Raw genomic sequence first — 16,858 nt, 5'->3', positions numbered from 1 at the left:
ATCACAGAGCAGTCATGACGTACGCAGTGAAGGAAATCTTCTACACGTTGCAGGGCGAGGGCGCGAACGCCGGGCGTCCGGCCGTGTTTTGCCGCTTTGCCGGCTGCAATCTGTGGTCGGGTCGCGAGCAGGATCGCGCTGAAGCCGTCTGCCAGTTCTGCGATACCGACTTCGTCGGCACCGATGGCGAGAACGGCGGCAAATACCGCACGCCCGCCGAACTCGTCGCGATGATCGCCTCGCTCTGGCCCGAAGGCGAGGCGAACAAGTTCGTCGTCTGCACGGGCGGCGAACCGATGCTGCAAATCGACCAGCCTTTCGTCGATGCCCTTCACGGCGCCGGCTTCGAAATGGCTATCGAAACGAATGGCTCGCTGCCGGTACTCGACAGCATCGACTGGATTTGCGTGAGTCCGAAAGCCGACGCACCGCTCGTCGTGACCAAGGGCCATGAGCTGAAGGTCGTCGTGCCGCAGGACAACCAGCGCCTCGCCGATTACGAAAAGCTCGATTTCGAGTACTTCCTCGTCCAGCCAATGGACGGCCCGTCGCGCGACATGAACACGAAGCTCGCGGTCGACTGGTGCAAGCGGCATCCCAAGTGGCGGCTGTCGATGCAGACGCATAAATATTTGAACATTCCCTGACAGACGGTCCCGCCGACGTGCAGACGATTACCCGAAAACTCGAATTCGATGCGGGCCACCGCATCCCCGATCACCGCAGTCAGTGCCGCAATTTGCACGGGCATCGTTACGTGCTCGAAATCACGCTGCAAGGCGATCTCGTGGATGTCGAAGGCGCGCCCGATCGCGGCATGGTCATGGACTTCGCGGATTTAAAGTCGCTCGCCATGGAGCATCTCGTCAACAAGTGGGATCACGCTTTCATCGTCTACGAAGGCGACGTGAAAGTACGCGATTTCTTGCAGTCGATGGCCGATCACAAGACCGTCGTGTTCGACCGCATTCCGACGGTCGAGAATATGGCGGCGGTCGCGTTCAAGATTCTCGCGGAAGTCTACGACGCGCATTACGGCGTCAATCTCAAGCTCAAGCGCCTTCGCTTGTACGAAACGCCCAATTGTTGGGCCGACGTGGAACACGCCTGACGCATCCGGCGGCGCGGCCCACGCCTGCGTCGCCGTCACGGTATCATCGCTCGTTGAATCGCCCGTCTTCCGCGGCGACACAAACGGAGCGCGAGTAATGCCGTCATTCCTTCCGCCGTTTTTCCGCTTCTCGAAGCGCGCCCAACTTCCAGGAGCCGCGCAATGAGCACCTTCACGAATCCCCTCAAGCAACGTCTCTCCGAACCCGGCGCGCTCTTCGGCCTGTGGCTGTCGCTCGGCAGCGCCGATGCCGCCGAAGCGCTCGCGCACGCGGGCTTCGACTGGCTGTGTATCGACATGGAGCACTCGCCGAACGATAGCCGCGACGTCGTCGATCAGTTGCGCGCGATCGCGGCGGCGCATCTGCCGAGCGAGCCGATCGTGCGCGTGCCGTTCTCCGATGGCTGGCTCGTCAAGCGCGTGCTCGACGCGGGCGCGCGCACGCTGATGTTCCCCAACGTGCAATCGGCCGGGGATGCCGCGCGCATCGTGCAGCTCACGCAGTATCCGACCGAAGCCCAGCTCGACGGCTTGCGCGGCGTCGCGGGCATGGTGCGCGCGGCTGCGTACGGCATGCGGCGCGACTACGTGACGGGCGCGAACGCGCAGATCGCGACCATCGTGCAGATCGAATCGGTGGCGGCGCTCGAAGCCGTCGACGAGATCGCGGCGACGCCGGGCATAGACTGCCTCTTCATCGGGCCCGCGGATCTCGCGGCAAGCCTCGGCCATCTCGGCGACATGAAGCACCCGGATGTGCAGGCAGCCATCGACAAGGTTGCGGCAGCCGCGAAGCGCGCGGGCATCGCGAGCGGCATTTTCGCGATCGATGTCGCTGGCGCGCGGCAATATGCGCAAGCCGGCATCAACCTGATCGCGCTCGCCGCCGACGTCATGTGGCTCCTGAAGGCGACGCGTCAGGCTTTGCAGGAGGCGAGAGCATGAACACGGCTTGGCGTGGCGGCATCGCTGCAGCCTGTTTGATGTTCGGCGCGGCGTTCGCGGCCAACGCGCAGTCGCAGACGATGCCAAAGCCGACGGACCTCGCGACGCAAAACGCCGTCGCCGATTACAACGCGGGCAATCTCGTCTCAGCGCGTTCGCAGTTCCGTCGCGCCGCGCAAAAGGGCAGCCGCCTCGCCGAATTCAATTACGCGATGATGCTGCTGAACGGCGAAGGCGGTCCCGCCAATGTCCCCGAAGGCAAGAAGTGGTTGCGTAGCGCCGCCGACGCCAACATGTCTCACGCGCAGTTCGTGTACGGCAAGATGTACGACGACGGCCAGTTCGTGGACAAGGACCCGGCGGAAGCGCATCGCTGGTTCTTGCGCGCCGCGAGTCAGGGACACGTGCAGGCGGAACTCGCGCTCGCCAACCAATTTCTCGATGGACGCGGCACCACGCGCGACAACGAGCAGGCATTCACTTGGTACAAGAAGGCGGCGGAAGGCGGCGACATGACCGCGCAATACGTGGCGGGATCGTTCTACGAACGTGGCGGCGATGGCGTCGAGCGCAATCTCAACGTCGCGCGTGCTTATTACGCGGCGGCCGCCGCGCAAGGCGATCCGGCGGCGAAGCTCAAGTACCTGCAACTGAGCGCGGAGCTGGAAAAGCAAAAGCCGCAGTGAACGTGACACTGCGGCTTTTTCGGGACACGGGGATTGAGGCTAGCCTTGCATCAATCGCTTCTGTCGCGCGACGCTCATGATGAGTCCAACAGCGACGCCGAGCGTGGTGAGCGCTGTCCCGCCGTAACTCATGAACGGCAATGGCACGCCGACCACGGGCAGAATTCCGCTCACCATGCCGATATTGACGAACGCGTAGGTGAAGAATGCGAGCGTAAGCGAACCGGCCAATAATCGCCCGAAGAAGGTGGCGCCGTTTGCCGCGATGAACAGTCCGCGCGCGATCAGCGCCATATAGAGAAAGAGCAGCACGAGCCCGCCCGCGAGGCCGAATTCCTCGGCGAACACCGCGAAGATGAAGTCGGTGTGTTTTTCGGGGATGAATTCCAGGTGCGCCTGCGTGCCCTTCAGCCAGCCCTTGCCGAGCGTGCCGCCGGAGCCGATGGCAATCACCGCCTGAATGGTGTGAAAGCCTTTGCCGAGCGGGTCTGAAGTCGGATCGAGCAGCGTGCAGATACGATGCTTTTGATAGTCGTGCATCATCGGCCAGTTCACTTCGGGCTGGCAGATGCGGTTCTGGAACACCGCCACGCACGCGATGACGACCACGGCCGCCGCGAGCACCGGCACGATCAGCTTGAAACTGAGTCCCGCGAAATAGATGACGAACATCCCCGCCGCGAACACGAGCACTGCCGTCCCGAGGTCCGGCTGCTTGGCGATCAGCGCAACGGGCAGCAGCAGAATGACGAACCCGGCAACGTAATCCCACCAGCGAATGTTGCCTTCACGCCGCTGGTAATACCACGCGAGCATGAGCGGCATCGCTATCTTCATGATTTCCGACGGCTGGATCACCACGCCGACATTGAGCCAGCGTTTTGCACCCTTGCGCGTGAGCCCGAACGCCGCGACCGCTATCAGCAGCGCCACGCCGACGGTGTACAGCGGGACGGCGAAGCGCATCAGCGTTTGCGGCGGGATATTGGCGAGCACCCACATCAACCCGAAGGTCAGCATGATGTTGCGCAGTTGGTCTTCCACGCGGCCCGGCATGTCGATACTCGCGCTATACAGGGTCACGATTCCCACGCACAGCAACAAGAAGACGATCAGCGCGAGCGGCTTGTCGAAGCCCGCGAACATGCGCTTTGCGTGCTCTTTCCAGACGTGCTTGTCGAAGGTGAGTTGCATGCCGGTCATCCTTTATTCGTCGATACCGCCGGACGGCGCCAGCGTGCGCACGGCGTCGTTCGGGTTGCTGCGGACCATCGTCGGCGTGGGCTCGGCGGGTCGTTTGTTCGGCGCGGGCTTGCGGCCCGGCGCGGACGCGGGCAACGCCGCGGCAGGCGCCGAAGCGACGCGCGCATTCGCGGCCCGTGCTGAAGACGCCGCCGCTGGCGCCGAAGCGATGCGCGCGTTCGCTGCTTTCGGCGATGATGCAGGCAACGCCGGCGCCGATGCAGCCCGAGCAACCGCCGGATTCGACGCCGCCAGCGGCGAGAACGCCGGCGACGCGTTCACCACCGAGGCCGGCAGCGCCGCCGCGACGGGCGATTGCGTGCCGCCGATCATCGGCAGGCCGGCGTCCGTGGTCGCGGATGCGGCGGCTTCGATCGCGGCCGCCTCGGCGCCAGGCTTCAGACGATCGACCAGATAATAGTCGAGCACCTTGCGCGCGACCGGCCCCGCCGATTCCGCGCCCCAGCCGCCGTTTTCGACGATCAGCGCAAGCGCGATCTTCGGTTGCTCGGCCGGCGCAAACGCGATGAACAACGCGTGGTCGCGCAAATGCTCTGCCGTCGCGTGACCGTGATAGTTCGCGCCCTGCAGCGAGTAAACCTGCGCGGTTCCGGTCTTGCCCGCTGCCTGATAAGGCGCGCCCACGAAGAGCTTCGCGGCCGTACCGTTCGTGATGACGCCTTCCATTGCGCGCTTGATGAAGTCGACGTCTTGCTGGCGCACGGGAATCTTGTCGCTCGGGTCGCGCACCACGACGCGCATGGCCTTCGTCAGCGGATTCTCGATGTCGCGCACCAGGTGCGGCTTCATCACGACGCCGTTATTGGCAAGCGTCGCCGTGGCGTGCGCGAGTTGCAGGATGGTGAACGAGTTGTAGCCCTGCCCGATGCCAAGGCTGATCGTTTCGCCTTCGTACCAGCGTTGCTGCTCCGGCTTGCGATACGCCTTGCGCTTCCATTCCGTCGACGGAAGAATGCCGCGCGCCTCACCCGAAATGTCGATCCCGGTAATTTGGCCGAATCCCCACGGCTTCATGAAGCCGGCCATCGCGTTCACGCCGAGGTCGCGCGCGAGCATGTAGAAGTAGGTGTCGTTCGACACGACGATCGCGCGATTCATGTCCACCCAGCCCTGACCCGAGCGCACGTCGTTGCGGAACGTGTGACCGCCGAACGTGAAGAAGCCGGGGTCCTGAAAGCCCCAGCCGGGCGTGCGCTTGTGCAGCGTGAGCGCGGCGAGCGCCATGAACGGCTTATAGGTCGAGCCCGGCGGATACGTGCCATGCAGCGGACGATTCAGCAACGGATGATCGGGCGAGTTGTTGAGCGCGTCCCACGTCTGCTGATCGATACCATCGACGAAGGAATTCGGATCGAAGCTCGGCGCGGACACGAACGCGAGCACGTCGCCCGTCGATGGCTCGATAGCCACGAGCGCGCCACGCTTGCCCGCGAATGCTTGCTCGGCGACCTGCTGCAGCCCGATATCGAGCGACAGCACGAGGTTGTTGCCGGGCGTCGCCTGCGTGCGCGACATCGTGCGGACCGGGCGGCCGCCCGCCGTGACTTCGACTTCCTCGAAACCTGTCAGACCATGCAGCTCGGTTTCGTAGCTCTGCTCGACCCCGATCTTGCCGACGTAATCCGTGCCCTTGTAGTTGTTGGCGTCGAGACGCGGATCGTAGTGATCGGAGGCTTCGTCGTTGGCGTCGCTCGCGTCGTCGATACGCTCCTGATCGCGCTGCGAAATTCGCCCGATATAGCCGATGACGTGCGCGGCCGTCATGCCGAGCGGATATTGCCGGAAGAGCCGCGCGCGCACTTCGACGCCCGGAAAGCGGTAATGCTGTGCGGTGAACTTGGCGACTTCGTCGTCGGTGAGACGCGTGCGGATTGGCAGGCTTTCGAAGTTCTTCGAGTCTTCCAGCAGCTTCTTGAAACGCCGGCGATCGCGTGAATCGATAGGAATGACTTGCGAGAGTGCGTCGATGGTGTCGTCGAGCGACGCGGTGATCTTGGACGGCGTGATTTCGAGCGTGTAAGCGGAATAGTTCTTCGCCAGCACCACGCCGTTGCGATCGGTGATGATGCCGCGGTTCGGCACGATCGGCGCCACGGAGATGCGGTTCTCGTTTGCCTGCAACGAGTATTTGCTGAAGTTCCAGACCTGCAAATAGAGGAAACGCAGGCCGATCAAACCGAAGCAGACGAACACGAACATTCCCGCCGCCGCGACGCGCAGGCGGAATCTGGACAACTGTTGCTCGGTGTTCTTTATTTCGGTCATGCAGCTTTCGCGGTGGGTCGCGATTCAAGTGTAGTCCGCGCGCGTTCGCATCGGGGGCGGCACGCGCGCGGTGGCGCTCAGATCGGGCGCGTATCGTCGGGATCGGCGGCGCGTCGTTGCGGTATCAGCAGCAGAAAACTCGTGACCGGCCAGAGCGCGGCTTCGACAAATCCGTTGACGAGATAACTCCAGCCGGGAAACGCGGCGCCCGTCATCAGGCGGATCACGAACGGCACGAGATGCGCGCCCACCAGAAGCGGCGCGACGACGAAGGTTTGTACAGGCAGGGACATCCACAGGACACGCCTGTGAATGGTAATCGCGCCATAAGACAACAAGGTATAAGCCAGCGCATGTTCGCCGAGCAAATTCGCGTTATGCACGTCCATCAACAGCCCAAGCAGAAACGCGATGCCCATGCCCACCTTGCGCGGCTGATGGACGTTCCAGAACAGCAGCACGAGCGCGACGAAATCCGGTATGCCGATAAGCCGGCCCCAAGGCACCAGATTCAGCAGAAACGCTGCAGCGAGGCTGAAGGTGATGAAGTACGGATTGACCGGCTGAAGAATGTATTGCGGGCGGTTCATTGCGCGGCCCTCGCGGATGCGGGCTTAGGCATATGCGCTTTTCGCGATGGCCGGGCGGTAGCGGCCGAGGCGGCTTTCGGCGCGGCAGGTTTCGCGCCGGGCTTTTCCACGGCAGCGGGAGCGGATACCGGAGCGGCAGCCGACGCGGCCGACGTCGCCGATGCGCCGCTTGCACCCTCGGTGGAGACCGTGGCCTTCGCGATAGGCTTCTTCTTGCCCTTGTTCTCTTTCGCTTCCTTTGCAGCGGCGGCGGCTTCGACTTCGATCGGATTCGGCGGCACGTTCACGTTGTAATGCAGTACGAGCAACTGACGCGCGCCGCGAACAGCGGCAATAGGCACGCAGACGACGCGCGCGAATGCCGTATCCGCTTGCTTGTCGACGCGCAACACTTTGGCCACCGCGAGTCCCGGCGGATAGATGCCATCGAGACCGCTCGTCACGAGCTCGTCGCCAGCTTGGACGTCGGCGCTTATCGGCACGAAGCGCAGGTCGAGCGTGTCGCCTTTCGGCGTGCCGTAGATCACGCTGCGCAAACCCGTGCGCGCGATCTGCACCGGCACCGCTTGATCTTTGTCCGTCAGCAGCGTGACTTCCGATTGCAACGGAAACACGCGCGTGACTTGACCGATCACGCCGTCTTCTGTCACGACGGGCGCGCCATCCTGGATGTTTTGCTGCGAACCCTTGCCGATCACGACTTTCTGCGTGAAAGGATCGCGCGTGTCGTATTGGATTTCGACGGGCGTGGTTTGCGTCGTCGCGCGCGATTGCAGATTCAGCAATGCACGCAGATGCGCGTTCTCAGCCGAAAGCTGAGAGGCATCGCCCGCCTTGACGGACAGGTCCAGATTCTTGTCGGAGAGCTTGCGGTTCTCGCTGCGCAAGGTGGCGCTCGTAACCGCGAGGTCGGCCGCACCCATGAAGATGTCGCGTGGCACGAGCGCCGCTCGTTGCAGCGGATAGAGGCCGGCGCCGAGCATGCCGCGCGCAATTTCCAGCGTATTGAACCGCGCATCCGAAACGAGCAATGCGATGGCGAGCACCACAAAGAAGATCAGTCGCGCGAGCGCGGAAGGGCCTTGCTTGAAAAGTGGCGGCGGACTGTATTCCATGGTCGGCGCCGAGGGCGTGAGCGGGTGGATCGATGCTGCAGGTTTGCCGGTTTCGGCTGAGCCTGCCCTACGCTGTTTCAACAACGGCCCGGACATGAGCCGGGCCGTGTGCGCGTCGCGTTACGCGGGTGCGTTCAGACTGTGCGTTGAAGACCGTGAGGTCGCGGAACAGCGAAGTCTGAAGGTCACGGCCGTATCACTCGTAGGAGAAGATGCTGCCGAGCTTGTCCATGCGTTCGAGCGCCATGCCCGAACCGCGCACGACGCAGGTCAGCGGATCTTCCGCGACCAGCACCGGCAAGCCGGTTTCTTCCGCGAGCAGACGGTCGAGATCGCGCAACAGCGCGCCGCCGCCAGTCAGCATCATGCCGCGTTCGGCGATATCCGCGCCGAGTTCCGGCGGAGTTTGTTCCAGCGCGATCTTCACCGACGAGACGATCTGATTCAGCGGGTCGGTCAGCGCTTCGAGAATTTCGTTGCTGGAAATGGTGAAGCTGCGCGGAATGCCTTCGGAAAGATTGCGGCCCTTGACTTCCATCTCCTTCACTTCGGAGCCGGGGAACGCCGAACCGATTTCCTTCTTGATGGCTTCAGCCGTTTGCTCGCCGATCAACATGCCGTAGTTGCGACGGATGTAGTTGACGATGGCTTCATCGAACTTGTCGCCGCCAACGCGCACCGAGCCTTTGTACACGATGCCGCCAAGCGAGATGACGCCCACTTCCGTCGTGCCGCCGCCGATGTCGACGACCATGGAACCCGTGGCTTCCGAAACCGGCAGACCCGCGCCGATGGCAGCGGCCATGGGTTCTTCAATGAGATAAACCTGCGAGGCGCCCGCGCCGTGCGCTGCTTCCTTGATGGCGCGGCGCTCGACTTGCGTGGACCCGCACGGCACGCAGATGATGATGCGCGGCGACGGCGAGAACATGCGGGATTCATGTGCAGTCTTGATGAACTGCTTGATCATCTGCTCGGTAACGGTGAAGTCGGCGATCACGCCGTCCTTCATCGGGCGGATGGCCTCAATGTTGCCCGGCACTTTGCCGAGCATCTGTTTGGCTTCCTTGCCGACTGCCTGAATGGTCTTCTTGCCGTTCGGGCCGCCTTCCTGGCGAATTGAAACGACCGATGGCTCGTCGAGAACGATGCCCTTGCCGCGCATGTAGATCAGCGTGTTGGCGGTGCCGAGGTCAATCGCCAGGTCGTTGGAAAAGTAGCTGCGCAAAAAACCGAACATTCAAAAATCCTGTCTCGCTGGGTGGCCGTGCGTCGCTATGAGCGCCGGGGACGGCAGCGGAAAAAATAACGGTTTGCCGGGGCGGCGAAGGTTCGCCGTGAAGTGCAAATCCGCGAGGAAATCTACCGCAGGATGAGACGTGCCGCGTAAACGTTTCTCGCAATTTAACGATTCAAGGAGAAAGCCGCTGGCAGGTCAATCCAGATGTGAGTCGAACGTGTAATGATACCTTATAATTTGGGCGTATCTATAGGAAAAGGATGGCACTTTTTGCCGTCGCCAGTCTGCTTTTTAGCGCTTTTCCCAGGATCGCAACGCGCGCCGCAAACGATCGCGGCGCAGTGTGTTTTCGAGATTGGGAAGTCCACGCTTATCTCCGGTGATTTTCATGTCTTTGACCCTGACCGACGTAAAACGTATTGCGCATCTCGCGCGGCTCGAGTTGCCCGAACACGAGGCAGAACCCACGCTCGCGCGCCTGAATGACTTCTTCGGTCTCGTCGAACAGATGCAGGCCGTGGATACCTCCGGCATCGAACCGCTTGCGCATCCGATCGAACAGATCGAGGAAGTCGCGCTGCGCCTGCGCGACGACGCAGTTTCAGAGCGCGTCGAGCGCGAAGAGTTCCAGCGCAGTGCGCCAGCCGTTCAAGACGGGCTGTATCTGGTGCCGAAGGTCATCGAATAACGCAATCGAACAAGTAACGCGTCGGGCGTATCCAGCGCCGAAACGACACTCCCGCGCGGCGTTCACTGCCGCGCTCATCAGGGAACTGCAATGCATCAGAAAAGTTTGACCGAACTGCGCGCCGCGCTCGACTCCAAGAAAATCTCCGCGGTCGAGCTGGCGCAGTCGTATCTGCAGCGCATCGAAGCCGCGAAGAATCTGAACGCCTTCATCGGCATGGACCGCGACCTCACGCTCGCTCAGGCTAAAGCCGCCGACGCGCTCATCGCGGAAGGAAAGGCTGGCGCGCTCACCGGTTTGCCGATTGCGCACAAGGACGTGTTCGTGACGCGCGGCTGGGCATCCACGGCCGGTTCGCACATGCTCGAAAACTACGCGAGCCCGTTCGATGCCACCGTCGTCGATCGCTTGAAGCAAGCGGGCATGGTCTGTCTCGGCAAGACCAACATGGACGAGTTCGCCATGGGTTCGTCCAACGAGAATTCGTACTTCGGCGCGGTGAAAAATCCGTGGGACCTGAAGGCCGTGCCGGGCGGTTCGTCGGGCGGCTCGGCCGCTGCCGTCGCCGCGCGTCTTGCGCCCGCCGCGACCGGCACCGACACGGGCGGCTCCATTCGCCAGCCCGCGTCGTTCACCGGCATCACCGGTATCAAGCCGACTTACGGCCGCGTGTCGCGTTACGGCATGATCGCGTTCGCGTCGTCGCTGGATCAGGGCGGGCCGATGGCTCAGACCGCCGCGGACTGCGCGCTCTTGCTCAACGCAATGGGCGGCTTCGACGAACGCGACTCCACCAGCCTGCACCGCGACAGCGAAGACTACACGCGCCATCTCGGCCAGACGTGGAACGGCGGCGATGCGCAAAAGCCGCTCGCCGGTTTGCGTATCGGCATGCCGAAGGAGTACTTCGGCGCAGGGCTTGCCGACGACGTGCGCGCCGCCATCGACGCCGCGTTGAAGCAATACGAAGCGCTCGGCGCGACGCTCGTCGAAGTATCGTTGCCGAAGACCGAGCTTTCCATTCCCGTGTACTACATCATCGCGCCGGCGGAGGCCTCGTCGAATCTGTCGCGTTTCGACGGCGTGCGCTACGGGCATCGCGCGGCGCACTACACGGACTTGCTCGACATGTACAAGAAGTCGCGCGCGGAAGGCTTCGGTCCCGAAGTGAAGCGGCGCATTCTGGTTGGCACGTACGTGTTGTCGCATGGCTACTACGACGCGTATTACCTTCAAGCGCAGAAGATTCGCCGCATCATCGCGCGCGATTTCCAGGAAGCGTTCAAGCGGTGCGACGTCATCATGGGACCGGTCGCGCCGTCGGTCGCGTGGAATCTCGGCGAGAAGGCCGACGATCCCGTGCAGATGTATCTCGCCGATATTTACACGCTCTCCGTGAGCCTCGCGGGTCTGCCCGGCATGAGCGTGCCGTGCGGTTTCGGCGCGGGCGCGAATGCGAATCGGCCGGTCGGTCTGCAGATCGTCGGCAACTATTTCAACGAAGCCCGGATGCTTCAGGTCGCCGACGCGTTCCAGCGCGCGACCGACTGGCATGCCAAGGCACCATCGGCAGCGGGAGTATGAGCATGCAGTGGGAAGTCGTCATCGGTCTGGAAACGCATGCGCAGTTATCCACCGTTTCCAAGATTTTCTCGGGCGCGGCAACGCAGTTCGGCGCAGCGCCGAACACGCAAGCCTGTCCCGTCGATCTCGCGTTGCCGGGCGTGCTGCCCGTGATGAATCGCGGCGCGGTCGAACGCGCGATTCGCTTCGGCTTGTCGATCGGCGCTCATATCGCGCCGCGCAGCGTCTTCGCGCGCAAGAACTACTTCTATCCGGATCTGCCGAAGGGCTATCAGATCAGCCAGTACGAGATTCCTGTCGTGCAGGGCGGTCAGCTCACCATCCAGGTTCCGGCCAATGAAAAGGCCGGTAAGGAAGCATACGAGAAGACCGTCAATCTGACGCGCGCTCACCTCGAGGAAGACGCGGGCAAGTCGCTGCACGAAGACTTCGCAGGCATGACGGGCATCGATTTGAATCGCGCGGGCACGCCGCTGCTCGAGATCGTCACCGAGCCGGAAATGCGCAGCGCGGCGGAAGCGGTTGCGTATGCGAAGGCGTTGCATGGTCTCGTCGTGTGGCTAGGCATCTGCGACGGCAACATGCAGGAAGGCTCGTTCCGTTGCGATGCCAACGTGTCGGTGCGCCCGGTCGGTCAGAAGGAATTCGGCACGCGCGCGGAGATCAAGAACCTGAACTCGTTCCGGTTCCTCGAAGAAGCGATTCAATATGAAGTGCGCCGTCAGATCGAACTGATCGAAGACGGCGGCACCGTCGTGCAAGAGACGCGTCTTTACGATCCCGACAAGCGCGAAACGCGCTCCATGCGCAGCAAGGAAGACGCGCACGACTACCGCTATTTCCCAGACCCGGACTTGATGCCCCTGGTTATCGAGGAAAGCTGGGTGGCGCGCGTGAAGTCGGAACTGCCGGAGTTGCCAGCCGACATGCAGAAGCGTTTCGCCGAAACGTACGGCTTGACGCCTTACGACGCCGGCGTGCTCACGTCGTCGAAGGCAATGGCTTCTTATTTCGAAGCCGTCGTGCAGGCGGCGGGCGCGGCGCAGGCGAAGATCGCCGCCAATTGGCTCATGGGCGACGTCTCCGCGCAACTGAACCGCGAATCGCTCGACATCGGCGAGTCGCCGGTCGCGGCGGCGCAACTCGCGCTGCTTCTGCAACGCATTGCGGATGGCACGATCTCCAACAAGATCGCGAAGGACATTTTCCAGGCGATCTGGGACGAGAAGGCAACCGACGTGGGCGCGGCGGACCGCATCATCGAGGCGAAGGGGCTCAAGCAGATTTCCGATACCGGCGCGCTCGAAGCGATCATCGACGAGGTGCTCGCGGCGAACCAGAAATCGGTGGAAGAATTCCGCGCGGGCAAGGAAAAGGCGTTCAACGCGCTGATCGGCCAGGCAATGAAGGCGACCAAGGGCAAGGCGAACCCGCAGCAGGTGAACGAGCTTCTGAAGAAAAAGCTATCCTGAGCGAGCACTTGGGCGAACTCCTCCGCGTCGACGGAGAACCGGTCGCCTGGAAGTAGCACGACGAACGGGCTGTTGCCGTCTAGCTTGGCAGCGGCCCGTTTTCATTGGCGTTTCGGGATAGAACAAAAGGTTGGCGACATGGCAAAGAAACCGTCTCTGGACGACTTCCTCGTCCCGTATTTCGATGACGACAAGAAGCTCAAGCCCTTCGATCTGAGTTCGATCGATCCATCCGGCAAGCCGTTTTCGAACGGCTCGAAAGACGAAGACCGCGACCGGCTCGCGGCAATCGGCGCGCAGCTCGACGACCTGCAGGAGAAGCTGCACGCGCAGCGTCTTCGGCGCGTGCTGCTCGTGCTGCAAGGCATGGACACGAGCGGCAAGGACGGTACGGTGCGCGCGGTGTTCCATGACGTCGATCCGCTCGGCTTGCGCATCGTGCCGTTTCGCGCGCCTTCCGAGCGCGAGGCCTCGCACGATTTCCTCTGGCGCGTGCACGCGCAGGCGCCGATGGCCGGCGAGTTCGCTGTCTTCAATCGCAGCCACTATGAAGACGTGCTCGTGCCGCGCGTGATGAAGTCTATCGACGATGACGAATGCGAGCGCCGTTACCGGCATATTCGCGAGTTCGAGGCGTTGCTCGCGGATAGCGGTACGACCATCGTCAAATGCTTTCTGCATATTTCGAAGGACGAGCAGCGCGAGCGCTTGCAAGCGCGTATCGACGATCCGACCAAGCACTGGAAGTTCGATGTCTCCGATCTCGACGCTCGGAAGCTGTGGGACGAATATCAGCGCTCGTATGAGCTGGCGTTAGGCGCGACCTCGACCGAATACGCGCCGTGGTACATCATTCCCGGCGATTCGAAACCGCATCGCAACGTGATGGTCGCGGAGCTTTTGCTGCGCACGATGCAGGGCATGAAACTCGAATTTCCGGCCGCCAAGGAATCGCTCAAGGGCGTGAAGGTCGAATAAACAAGGAAAGAGGACAAGTATGTTTCGGGTGATTACCGCCAATCTGAATGGCATCCGTTCGGCGGCCAAGAAAGGTTTCTTCGACTGGTTCGGCGAGCAGAAATCGGACGTCGTGTGCGTGCAGGAAATCAAGTGTTCGCAGGACGATCTCACGCCGGAGTTTCTCGCGCCGCACGGTTTCAAGGGTTATTTCCAGCACGCGGTGAAGAAGGGTTATAGCGGCGCGGGTTTGTACACGCGTCACGAGCCGGACGATGTCGTGATCGGCTTCGGCAGTGCCGAGTTCGATCCCGAAGGACGTTACGTGGAAGCGCGTTTCGGCAAGCTGTCCGTGGTGTCGGTGTATGTCCCGTCCGGGTCGAGCGGCGAAGAGCGGCAGCAGGCGAAGTATCGTTTCATGGACGAATTCATGCCGCATCTCGCCGGGCTTTCGCAAGAGCGTGAGGTGATCGTGTGCGGTGACGTGAATATCGTGCACAAGGAAATCGACATCAAGAACTGGAAGAGCAACCAGAAGAACTCGGGTTGTCTGCCGCAAGAGCGCGAGTGGCTCACGAAGCTTTTCGACGATGTCGGTTACGTCGATGTCTTTCGCACGCTCGACCAGCGTGCCGAGCAATACACGTGGTGGAGCAATCGCGGGCAGGCGTACGCGAAGAACGTGGGGTGGCGTATCGACTATCAAATCGCGACGCAGGAAGTCGCGGCGACCGCCAAGAAGACTTCCATTTTCCGCGACATCAAATTCAGCGATCACGCGCCGCTGACTATCGATTACAACTGGAAGATTGGGAAGAAGTAGGCTAAGGCGGGACGGTGGTATGACTGCCATGCTCGCGCATGGCAGTCCATCATCCTACGAGGGCAAGATCGGAAGAGTTCTTAATTCCTTCGCGGTTAGCTGCCTAGGCGTATCGGGAATCAATTGCATGCTTCGTGCCGTACGTACGCCAATGTAGAAACCGTAGTCAAGCATTAAAGCCGCATAACGTTCTCCTGCTTTGTGAGGTGTGATTCCTTGATGCAGAACATGCACGAACCGCAAGGCAACGAGGCGTTGTACGCTGATGTAAATAGCATTCCCCGTATCAATCTTAACGAGAAAAGCATTCTTTTTGTTTTCTGAACAAAACTCTTTCACATACTGGAGTTGCTTTGAAACCGTAGTTTCGTTGGTCTCGAACGAATCTTTGCGAACGTCCTTTAGTTTTTCTTCTATAGCCTCCGATGCTGCCGAGTTCAGGCTTGTAATCGACACGCTTTTTTGACTACGCAAAAGCGAACGGGAGATAGATTTTGAAAAAAGACTAAGAGCGTCTCGCGGTACTGCCGCCGCTGACAATACAAGGCGATCAATGAAGTTTTGGCTTGCCAAGTAATCGATGCTTGGCAAGCCGCAGTAAATCGCATGCTTCTCTAAAATGCTAAATATATGAGTTTTCGACTGATCAGGACTGGTCAAATTGTGATCGAGCATCAGCGTTTGTATGTCATGTGGCGGCTCCATGCCGCGCCTATTATTGCCGTCCCAGAGATTGGTTAATTGCTCGATTCCCGAAACTTTAATGTAGGCATTGTTTCCTCGGGTAAGAGAGTACACAACAGAAAGAAGTTCAGGCTGGAGCGAGTAGCCCAACACATGGATATCATCGAGAAAAATTGTAAAGCTATTTTTTTCTGAAAGAATGCCAAGGATTTTCCGCATCCGCGGCACCATCCGGGCAAGTCGAACGGCAACCAGACTCTCGTTGTCCGACTCGCCGAGTGATAGCAACTCGTGGGCGAGGCTCAGGAAGTCGGACGGCATCTCCGAATGCTGAGCAGCCTCAGAGAATATTTCTGACAGTACGCTTGCAATCGCTTGGTGATCCAGTCGGGCCGAATAGGTTTGCATGGCAATCCAGCAAAATGGCTTCTGTTCGGAGCGCAAGTTATGCATCGCGAACGCAAGCAGACTGGACTTTCCAGAGCCACGTCGACCGTAGACTATGTGATTGGTTTGCAGAACCACGTCTTTTTCTAGGCCCGTCACTGACGGGGTGTAGCGGGCAAGAAAATCCTTTCCGAAGGTATTTCGGTCAACGGTTAAGCTAGCAGAAACCTCTTTCTGCATCAGCATTGTCTCCGGAATCGTCAACATATTGGCGGGTTTATGAGCACGCGCGCTTATGCCGACTCTGTTTTTATAGATATTGTCATCAGGAAGAAATTCGCTAATTCCATCGAGAAGTTCGAAGAAGCGTGCGTTTGGCTTTGCGAATTCGAAAACTATAAAGCTACCGTCGGGACGGTCCTTTACGTGGAACGACGGACGGATCCCCGACAGAACGTCGGAAAATGCTTTGACAACGATTTCTAAATCGTCTCGAACCGGTGCGTTATTCATAGATCAATGCCGTTATCGGTCAAGAATTTTTTGGTGTCTGTAAGTAACTGTGCCACTACATTTGAGCTTCCGCGACGCTGAGTAGCAGATCGGTCTCGTTCGCGAGATGGCTGTAATCAGCGAGATTTCGGTCATCGCGTAGATTCTTAAGCTTTACTCTATAGAGGCCGTGATTTTCCAGAACATCAGGAATCACATCGACCTTATGATGATCACTAGAATCTGTGGTGTAGGAGCCATCAAATTTAAGCGCAACAGCTCTTCGCATGTTATATGCCGCGTAATAAAAACGTGACACTTTTTGGCGCCACTCAGTCGCCGCAATCAACACTGCAAATCTAAAGTGCGTCTCGCCCAGATTAAAAAGACCTACTACATTTGCATCAATTTCTCTACGAATTTTAGCCAACTCGGATTCATCGAGTATCCCTGTGAGATTTCGAATCATCCTTAACGGGTTTGATGCCGCGTTAAAAAGATGTGGTTCCTTCAAGCCCTTGTGCACCTTGCTGCTCCCTCGATTTTTGGTACGCAA

The 16,858-nt window shown here is 60.3% G+C and carries 16 protein-coding genes; 9 read left to right on the top strand and 7 right to left on the bottom strand.

The features are described 5' to 3' along the window. Window positions 1-14 precede the first annotated feature (14 nt). The 4 genes from queE to ACYQ47_RS20725 all read left to right on the top strand — a co-directional run bounded on the left by queE (window position 15) and on the right by ACYQ47_RS20725 (window position 2,742). Complete coding sequence (gene queE, locus ACYQ47_RS20740; protein WP_250525267.1) at window positions 15-647, top strand: 7-carboxy-7-deazaguanine synthase; 633 nt, start codon at window positions 15-17, stop codon at window positions 645-647. A 17-nt stretch (window positions 648-664) separates the two neighbouring features. Next, entirely contained in the window at window positions 665-1,111 is a 447-nt protein-coding gene (gene queD / locus ACYQ47_RS20735) for a 6-carboxytetrahydropterin synthase QueD (RefSeq protein WP_459906615.1), read from the top strand. 162 nt (window positions 1,112-1,273) lie between these two features. After that, window positions 1,274-2,056: an HpcH/HpaI aldolase family protein gene (locus ACYQ47_RS20730; RefSeq protein ID WP_459906614.1), complete on the top strand. Its 783-nt coding sequence runs from the start codon at window positions 1,274-1,276 to the stop codon at window positions 2,054-2,056. After that, window positions 2,053-2,742, top strand: coding sequence for a tetratricopeptide repeat protein (locus ACYQ47_RS20725; RefSeq protein WP_244826740.1), 690 nt, complete (start codon window positions 2,053-2,055; stop codon window positions 2,740-2,742). Before ACYQ47_RS20730 ends, ACYQ47_RS20725 begins: the two co-directional genes overlap by 4 nt. A 39-nt stretch (window positions 2,743-2,781) precedes the next feature. On the opposite strand, the gene rodA is transcribed toward ACYQ47_RS20725, so the two are convergent. The 5 genes from rodA to ACYQ47_RS20700 all read right to left on the bottom strand — a co-directional run bounded on the left by rodA (window position 2,782) and on the right by ACYQ47_RS20700 (window position 9,215). Further along, on the bottom strand, window positions 2,782-3,936 hold the full coding sequence (gene rodA / locus ACYQ47_RS20720; protein WP_244826741.1) for a rod shape-determining protein RodA: 1,155 nt from the start codon (window positions 3,934-3,936) through the stop codon (window positions 2,782-2,784). 12 nt (window positions 3,937-3,948) lie between these two features. Further along, window positions 3,949-6,270 carry a penicillin-binding protein 2 gene (mrdA, locus tag ACYQ47_RS20715; protein ID WP_459906613.1) on the bottom strand — a complete coding sequence of 774 codons (2,322 nt, stop codon included), beginning with the start codon at window positions 6,268-6,270 and terminating at the stop codon, window positions 3,949-3,951. Window positions 6,271-6,347: 77 nt separating this feature from the next. Next, on the bottom strand, window positions 6,348-6,860 hold the full coding sequence (gene mreD / locus ACYQ47_RS20710) for a rod shape-determining protein MreD (protein WP_244826743.1): 513 nt from the start codon (window positions 6,858-6,860) through the stop codon (window positions 6,348-6,350). Beyond that, window positions 6,857-7,975, bottom strand: a complete 1,119-nt coding sequence (mreC, locus tag ACYQ47_RS20705) for a rod shape-determining protein MreC (protein WP_459906612.1) — start codon at window positions 7,973-7,975, stop codon at window positions 6,857-6,859. Before mreC ends, mreD begins: the two co-directional genes overlap by 4 nt. A 196-nt stretch (window positions 7,976-8,171) precedes the next feature. Then, window positions 8,172-9,215: a rod shape-determining protein gene (locus ACYQ47_RS20700; RefSeq protein ID WP_004189550.1), complete on the bottom strand. Its 1,044-nt coding sequence runs from the start codon at window positions 9,213-9,215 to the stop codon at window positions 8,172-8,174. A 388-nt stretch (window positions 9,216-9,603) separates the two neighbouring features. Here ACYQ47_RS20700 and gatC point away from each other — a divergent pair, with 388 nt between their 5' ends. From gatC to ACYQ47_RS20675, 5 genes are all read left to right on the top strand, one after another. Further along, window positions 9,604-9,903 (top strand): Asp-tRNA(Asn)/Glu-tRNA(Gln) amidotransferase subunit GatC, encoded by a 300-nt coding sequence (gatC, locus tag ACYQ47_RS20695; protein WP_244826745.1) that lies wholly within the window; start codon window positions 9,604-9,606, stop codon window positions 9,901-9,903. 90 nt (window positions 9,904-9,993) lie between these two features. Further along, a complete protein-coding gene (gatA, locus tag ACYQ47_RS20690) occupies window positions 9,994-11,487 on the top strand; it encodes an Asp-tRNA(Asn)/Glu-tRNA(Gln) amidotransferase subunit GatA (RefSeq protein ID WP_459906611.1) in 1,494 nt (497 codons plus the stop codon). Next, window positions 11,484-12,959, top strand: a complete 1,476-nt coding sequence (gene gatB, locus ACYQ47_RS20685) for an Asp-tRNA(Asn)/Glu-tRNA(Gln) amidotransferase subunit GatB (protein WP_250525272.1) — start codon at window positions 11,484-11,486, stop codon at window positions 12,957-12,959. Before gatA ends, gatB begins: the two co-directional genes overlap by 4 nt. Before the next feature lie 138 nt (window positions 12,960-13,097). Then, on the top strand, window positions 13,098-13,937 hold the full coding sequence (locus tag ACYQ47_RS20680) for a PPK2 family polyphosphate kinase (RefSeq protein ID WP_250462594.1): 840 nt from the start codon (window positions 13,098-13,100) through the stop codon (window positions 13,935-13,937). Window positions 13,938-13,956: 19 nt separating this feature from the next. Next, on the top strand, window positions 13,957-14,739 hold the full coding sequence (locus ACYQ47_RS20675; protein ID WP_244826749.1) for an exodeoxyribonuclease III: 783 nt from the start codon (window positions 13,957-13,959) through the stop codon (window positions 14,737-14,739). A gap of 54 nt (window positions 14,740-14,793) precedes the next feature. Here ACYQ47_RS20675 and ACYQ47_RS20670 read toward each other — a convergent pair whose 3' ends face one another. Together ACYQ47_RS20670 and ACYQ47_RS20665 are read right to left on the bottom strand one after the other, a co-directional pair. Next, window positions 14,794-16,323 carry a P-loop NTPase family protein gene (locus tag ACYQ47_RS20670; protein ID WP_459906610.1) on the bottom strand — a complete coding sequence of 510 codons (1,530 nt, stop codon included), beginning with the start codon at window positions 16,321-16,323 and terminating at the stop codon, window positions 14,794-14,796. A gap of 55 nt (window positions 16,324-16,378) precedes the next feature. After that, window positions 16,379-16,828, bottom strand: a complete 450-nt coding sequence (locus tag ACYQ47_RS20665; protein ID WP_459906609.1) for a hypothetical protein — start codon at window positions 16,826-16,828, stop codon at window positions 16,379-16,381. Window positions 16,829-16,858: the final 30 nt, after the last annotated feature.

It is taken from the genome of Caballeronia sp. HLA56 (assembly GCF_054655155.1).
Note: the sequence above shows the minus strand (reverse complement) of the source record. Positions and strands in the feature narration are given on the sequence as shown.

Bases quoted from the DNA above. Each gene is read 5' to 3' on its own strand.
- rodA (WP_244826741.1), bottom strand. From the start codon at position 3,936: ATGCAACTCACCTTCGACAAGCACGTCTGGAAAGAGCACGCAAAGCGC.
- ACYQ47_RS20670 (WP_459906610.1), bottom strand. From the start codon at position 16,323: ATGAATAACGCACCGGTTCGAGACGATTTAGAAATCGTTGTCAAAGCA.
- gatC (WP_244826745.1), top strand. From the start codon at position 9,604: ATGTCTTTGACCCTGACCGACGTAAAACGTATTGCGCATCTCGCGCGG.
- gatB (WP_250525272.1), top strand. From the start codon at position 11,484: ATGAGCATGCAGTGGGAAGTCGTCATCGGTCTGGAAACGCATGCGCAG.
- ACYQ47_RS20700 (WP_004189550.1), bottom strand. From the start codon at position 9,215: ATGTTCGGTTTTTTGCGCAGCTACTTTTCCAACGACCTGGCGATTGAC.
- ACYQ47_RS20725 (WP_244826740.1), top strand. From the start codon at position 2,053: ATGAACACGGCTTGGCGTGGCGGCATCGCTGCAGCCTGTTTGATGTTC.
- mreD (WP_244826743.1), bottom strand. From the start codon at position 6,860: ATGAACCGCCCGCAATACATTCTTCAGCCGGTCAATCCGTACTTCATC.
- ACYQ47_RS20680 (WP_250462594.1), top strand. From the start codon at position 13,098: ATGGCAAAGAAACCGTCTCTGGACGACTTCCTCGTCCCGTATTTCGAT.
- ACYQ47_RS20675 (WP_244826749.1), top strand. From the start codon at position 13,957: ATGTTTCGGGTGATTACCGCCAATCTGAATGGCATCCGTTCGGCGGCC.
- mrdA (WP_459906613.1), bottom strand. From the start codon at position 6,270: ATGACCGAAATAAAGAACACCGAGCAACAGTTGTCCAGATTCCGCCTG.
- mreC (WP_459906612.1), bottom strand. From the start codon at position 7,975: ATGGAATACAGTCCGCCGCCACTTTTCAAGCAAGGCCCTTCCGCGCTC.
- queE (WP_250525267.1), top strand. From the start codon at position 15: ATGACGTACGCAGTGAAGGAAATCTTCTACACGTTGCAGGGCGAGGGC.
- ACYQ47_RS20730 (WP_459906614.1), top strand. From the start codon at position 1,274: ATGAGCACCTTCACGAATCCCCTCAAGCAACGTCTCTCCGAACCCGGC.
- gatA (WP_459906611.1), top strand. From the start codon at position 9,994: ATGCATCAGAAAAGTTTGACCGAACTGCGCGCCGCGCTCGACTCCAAG.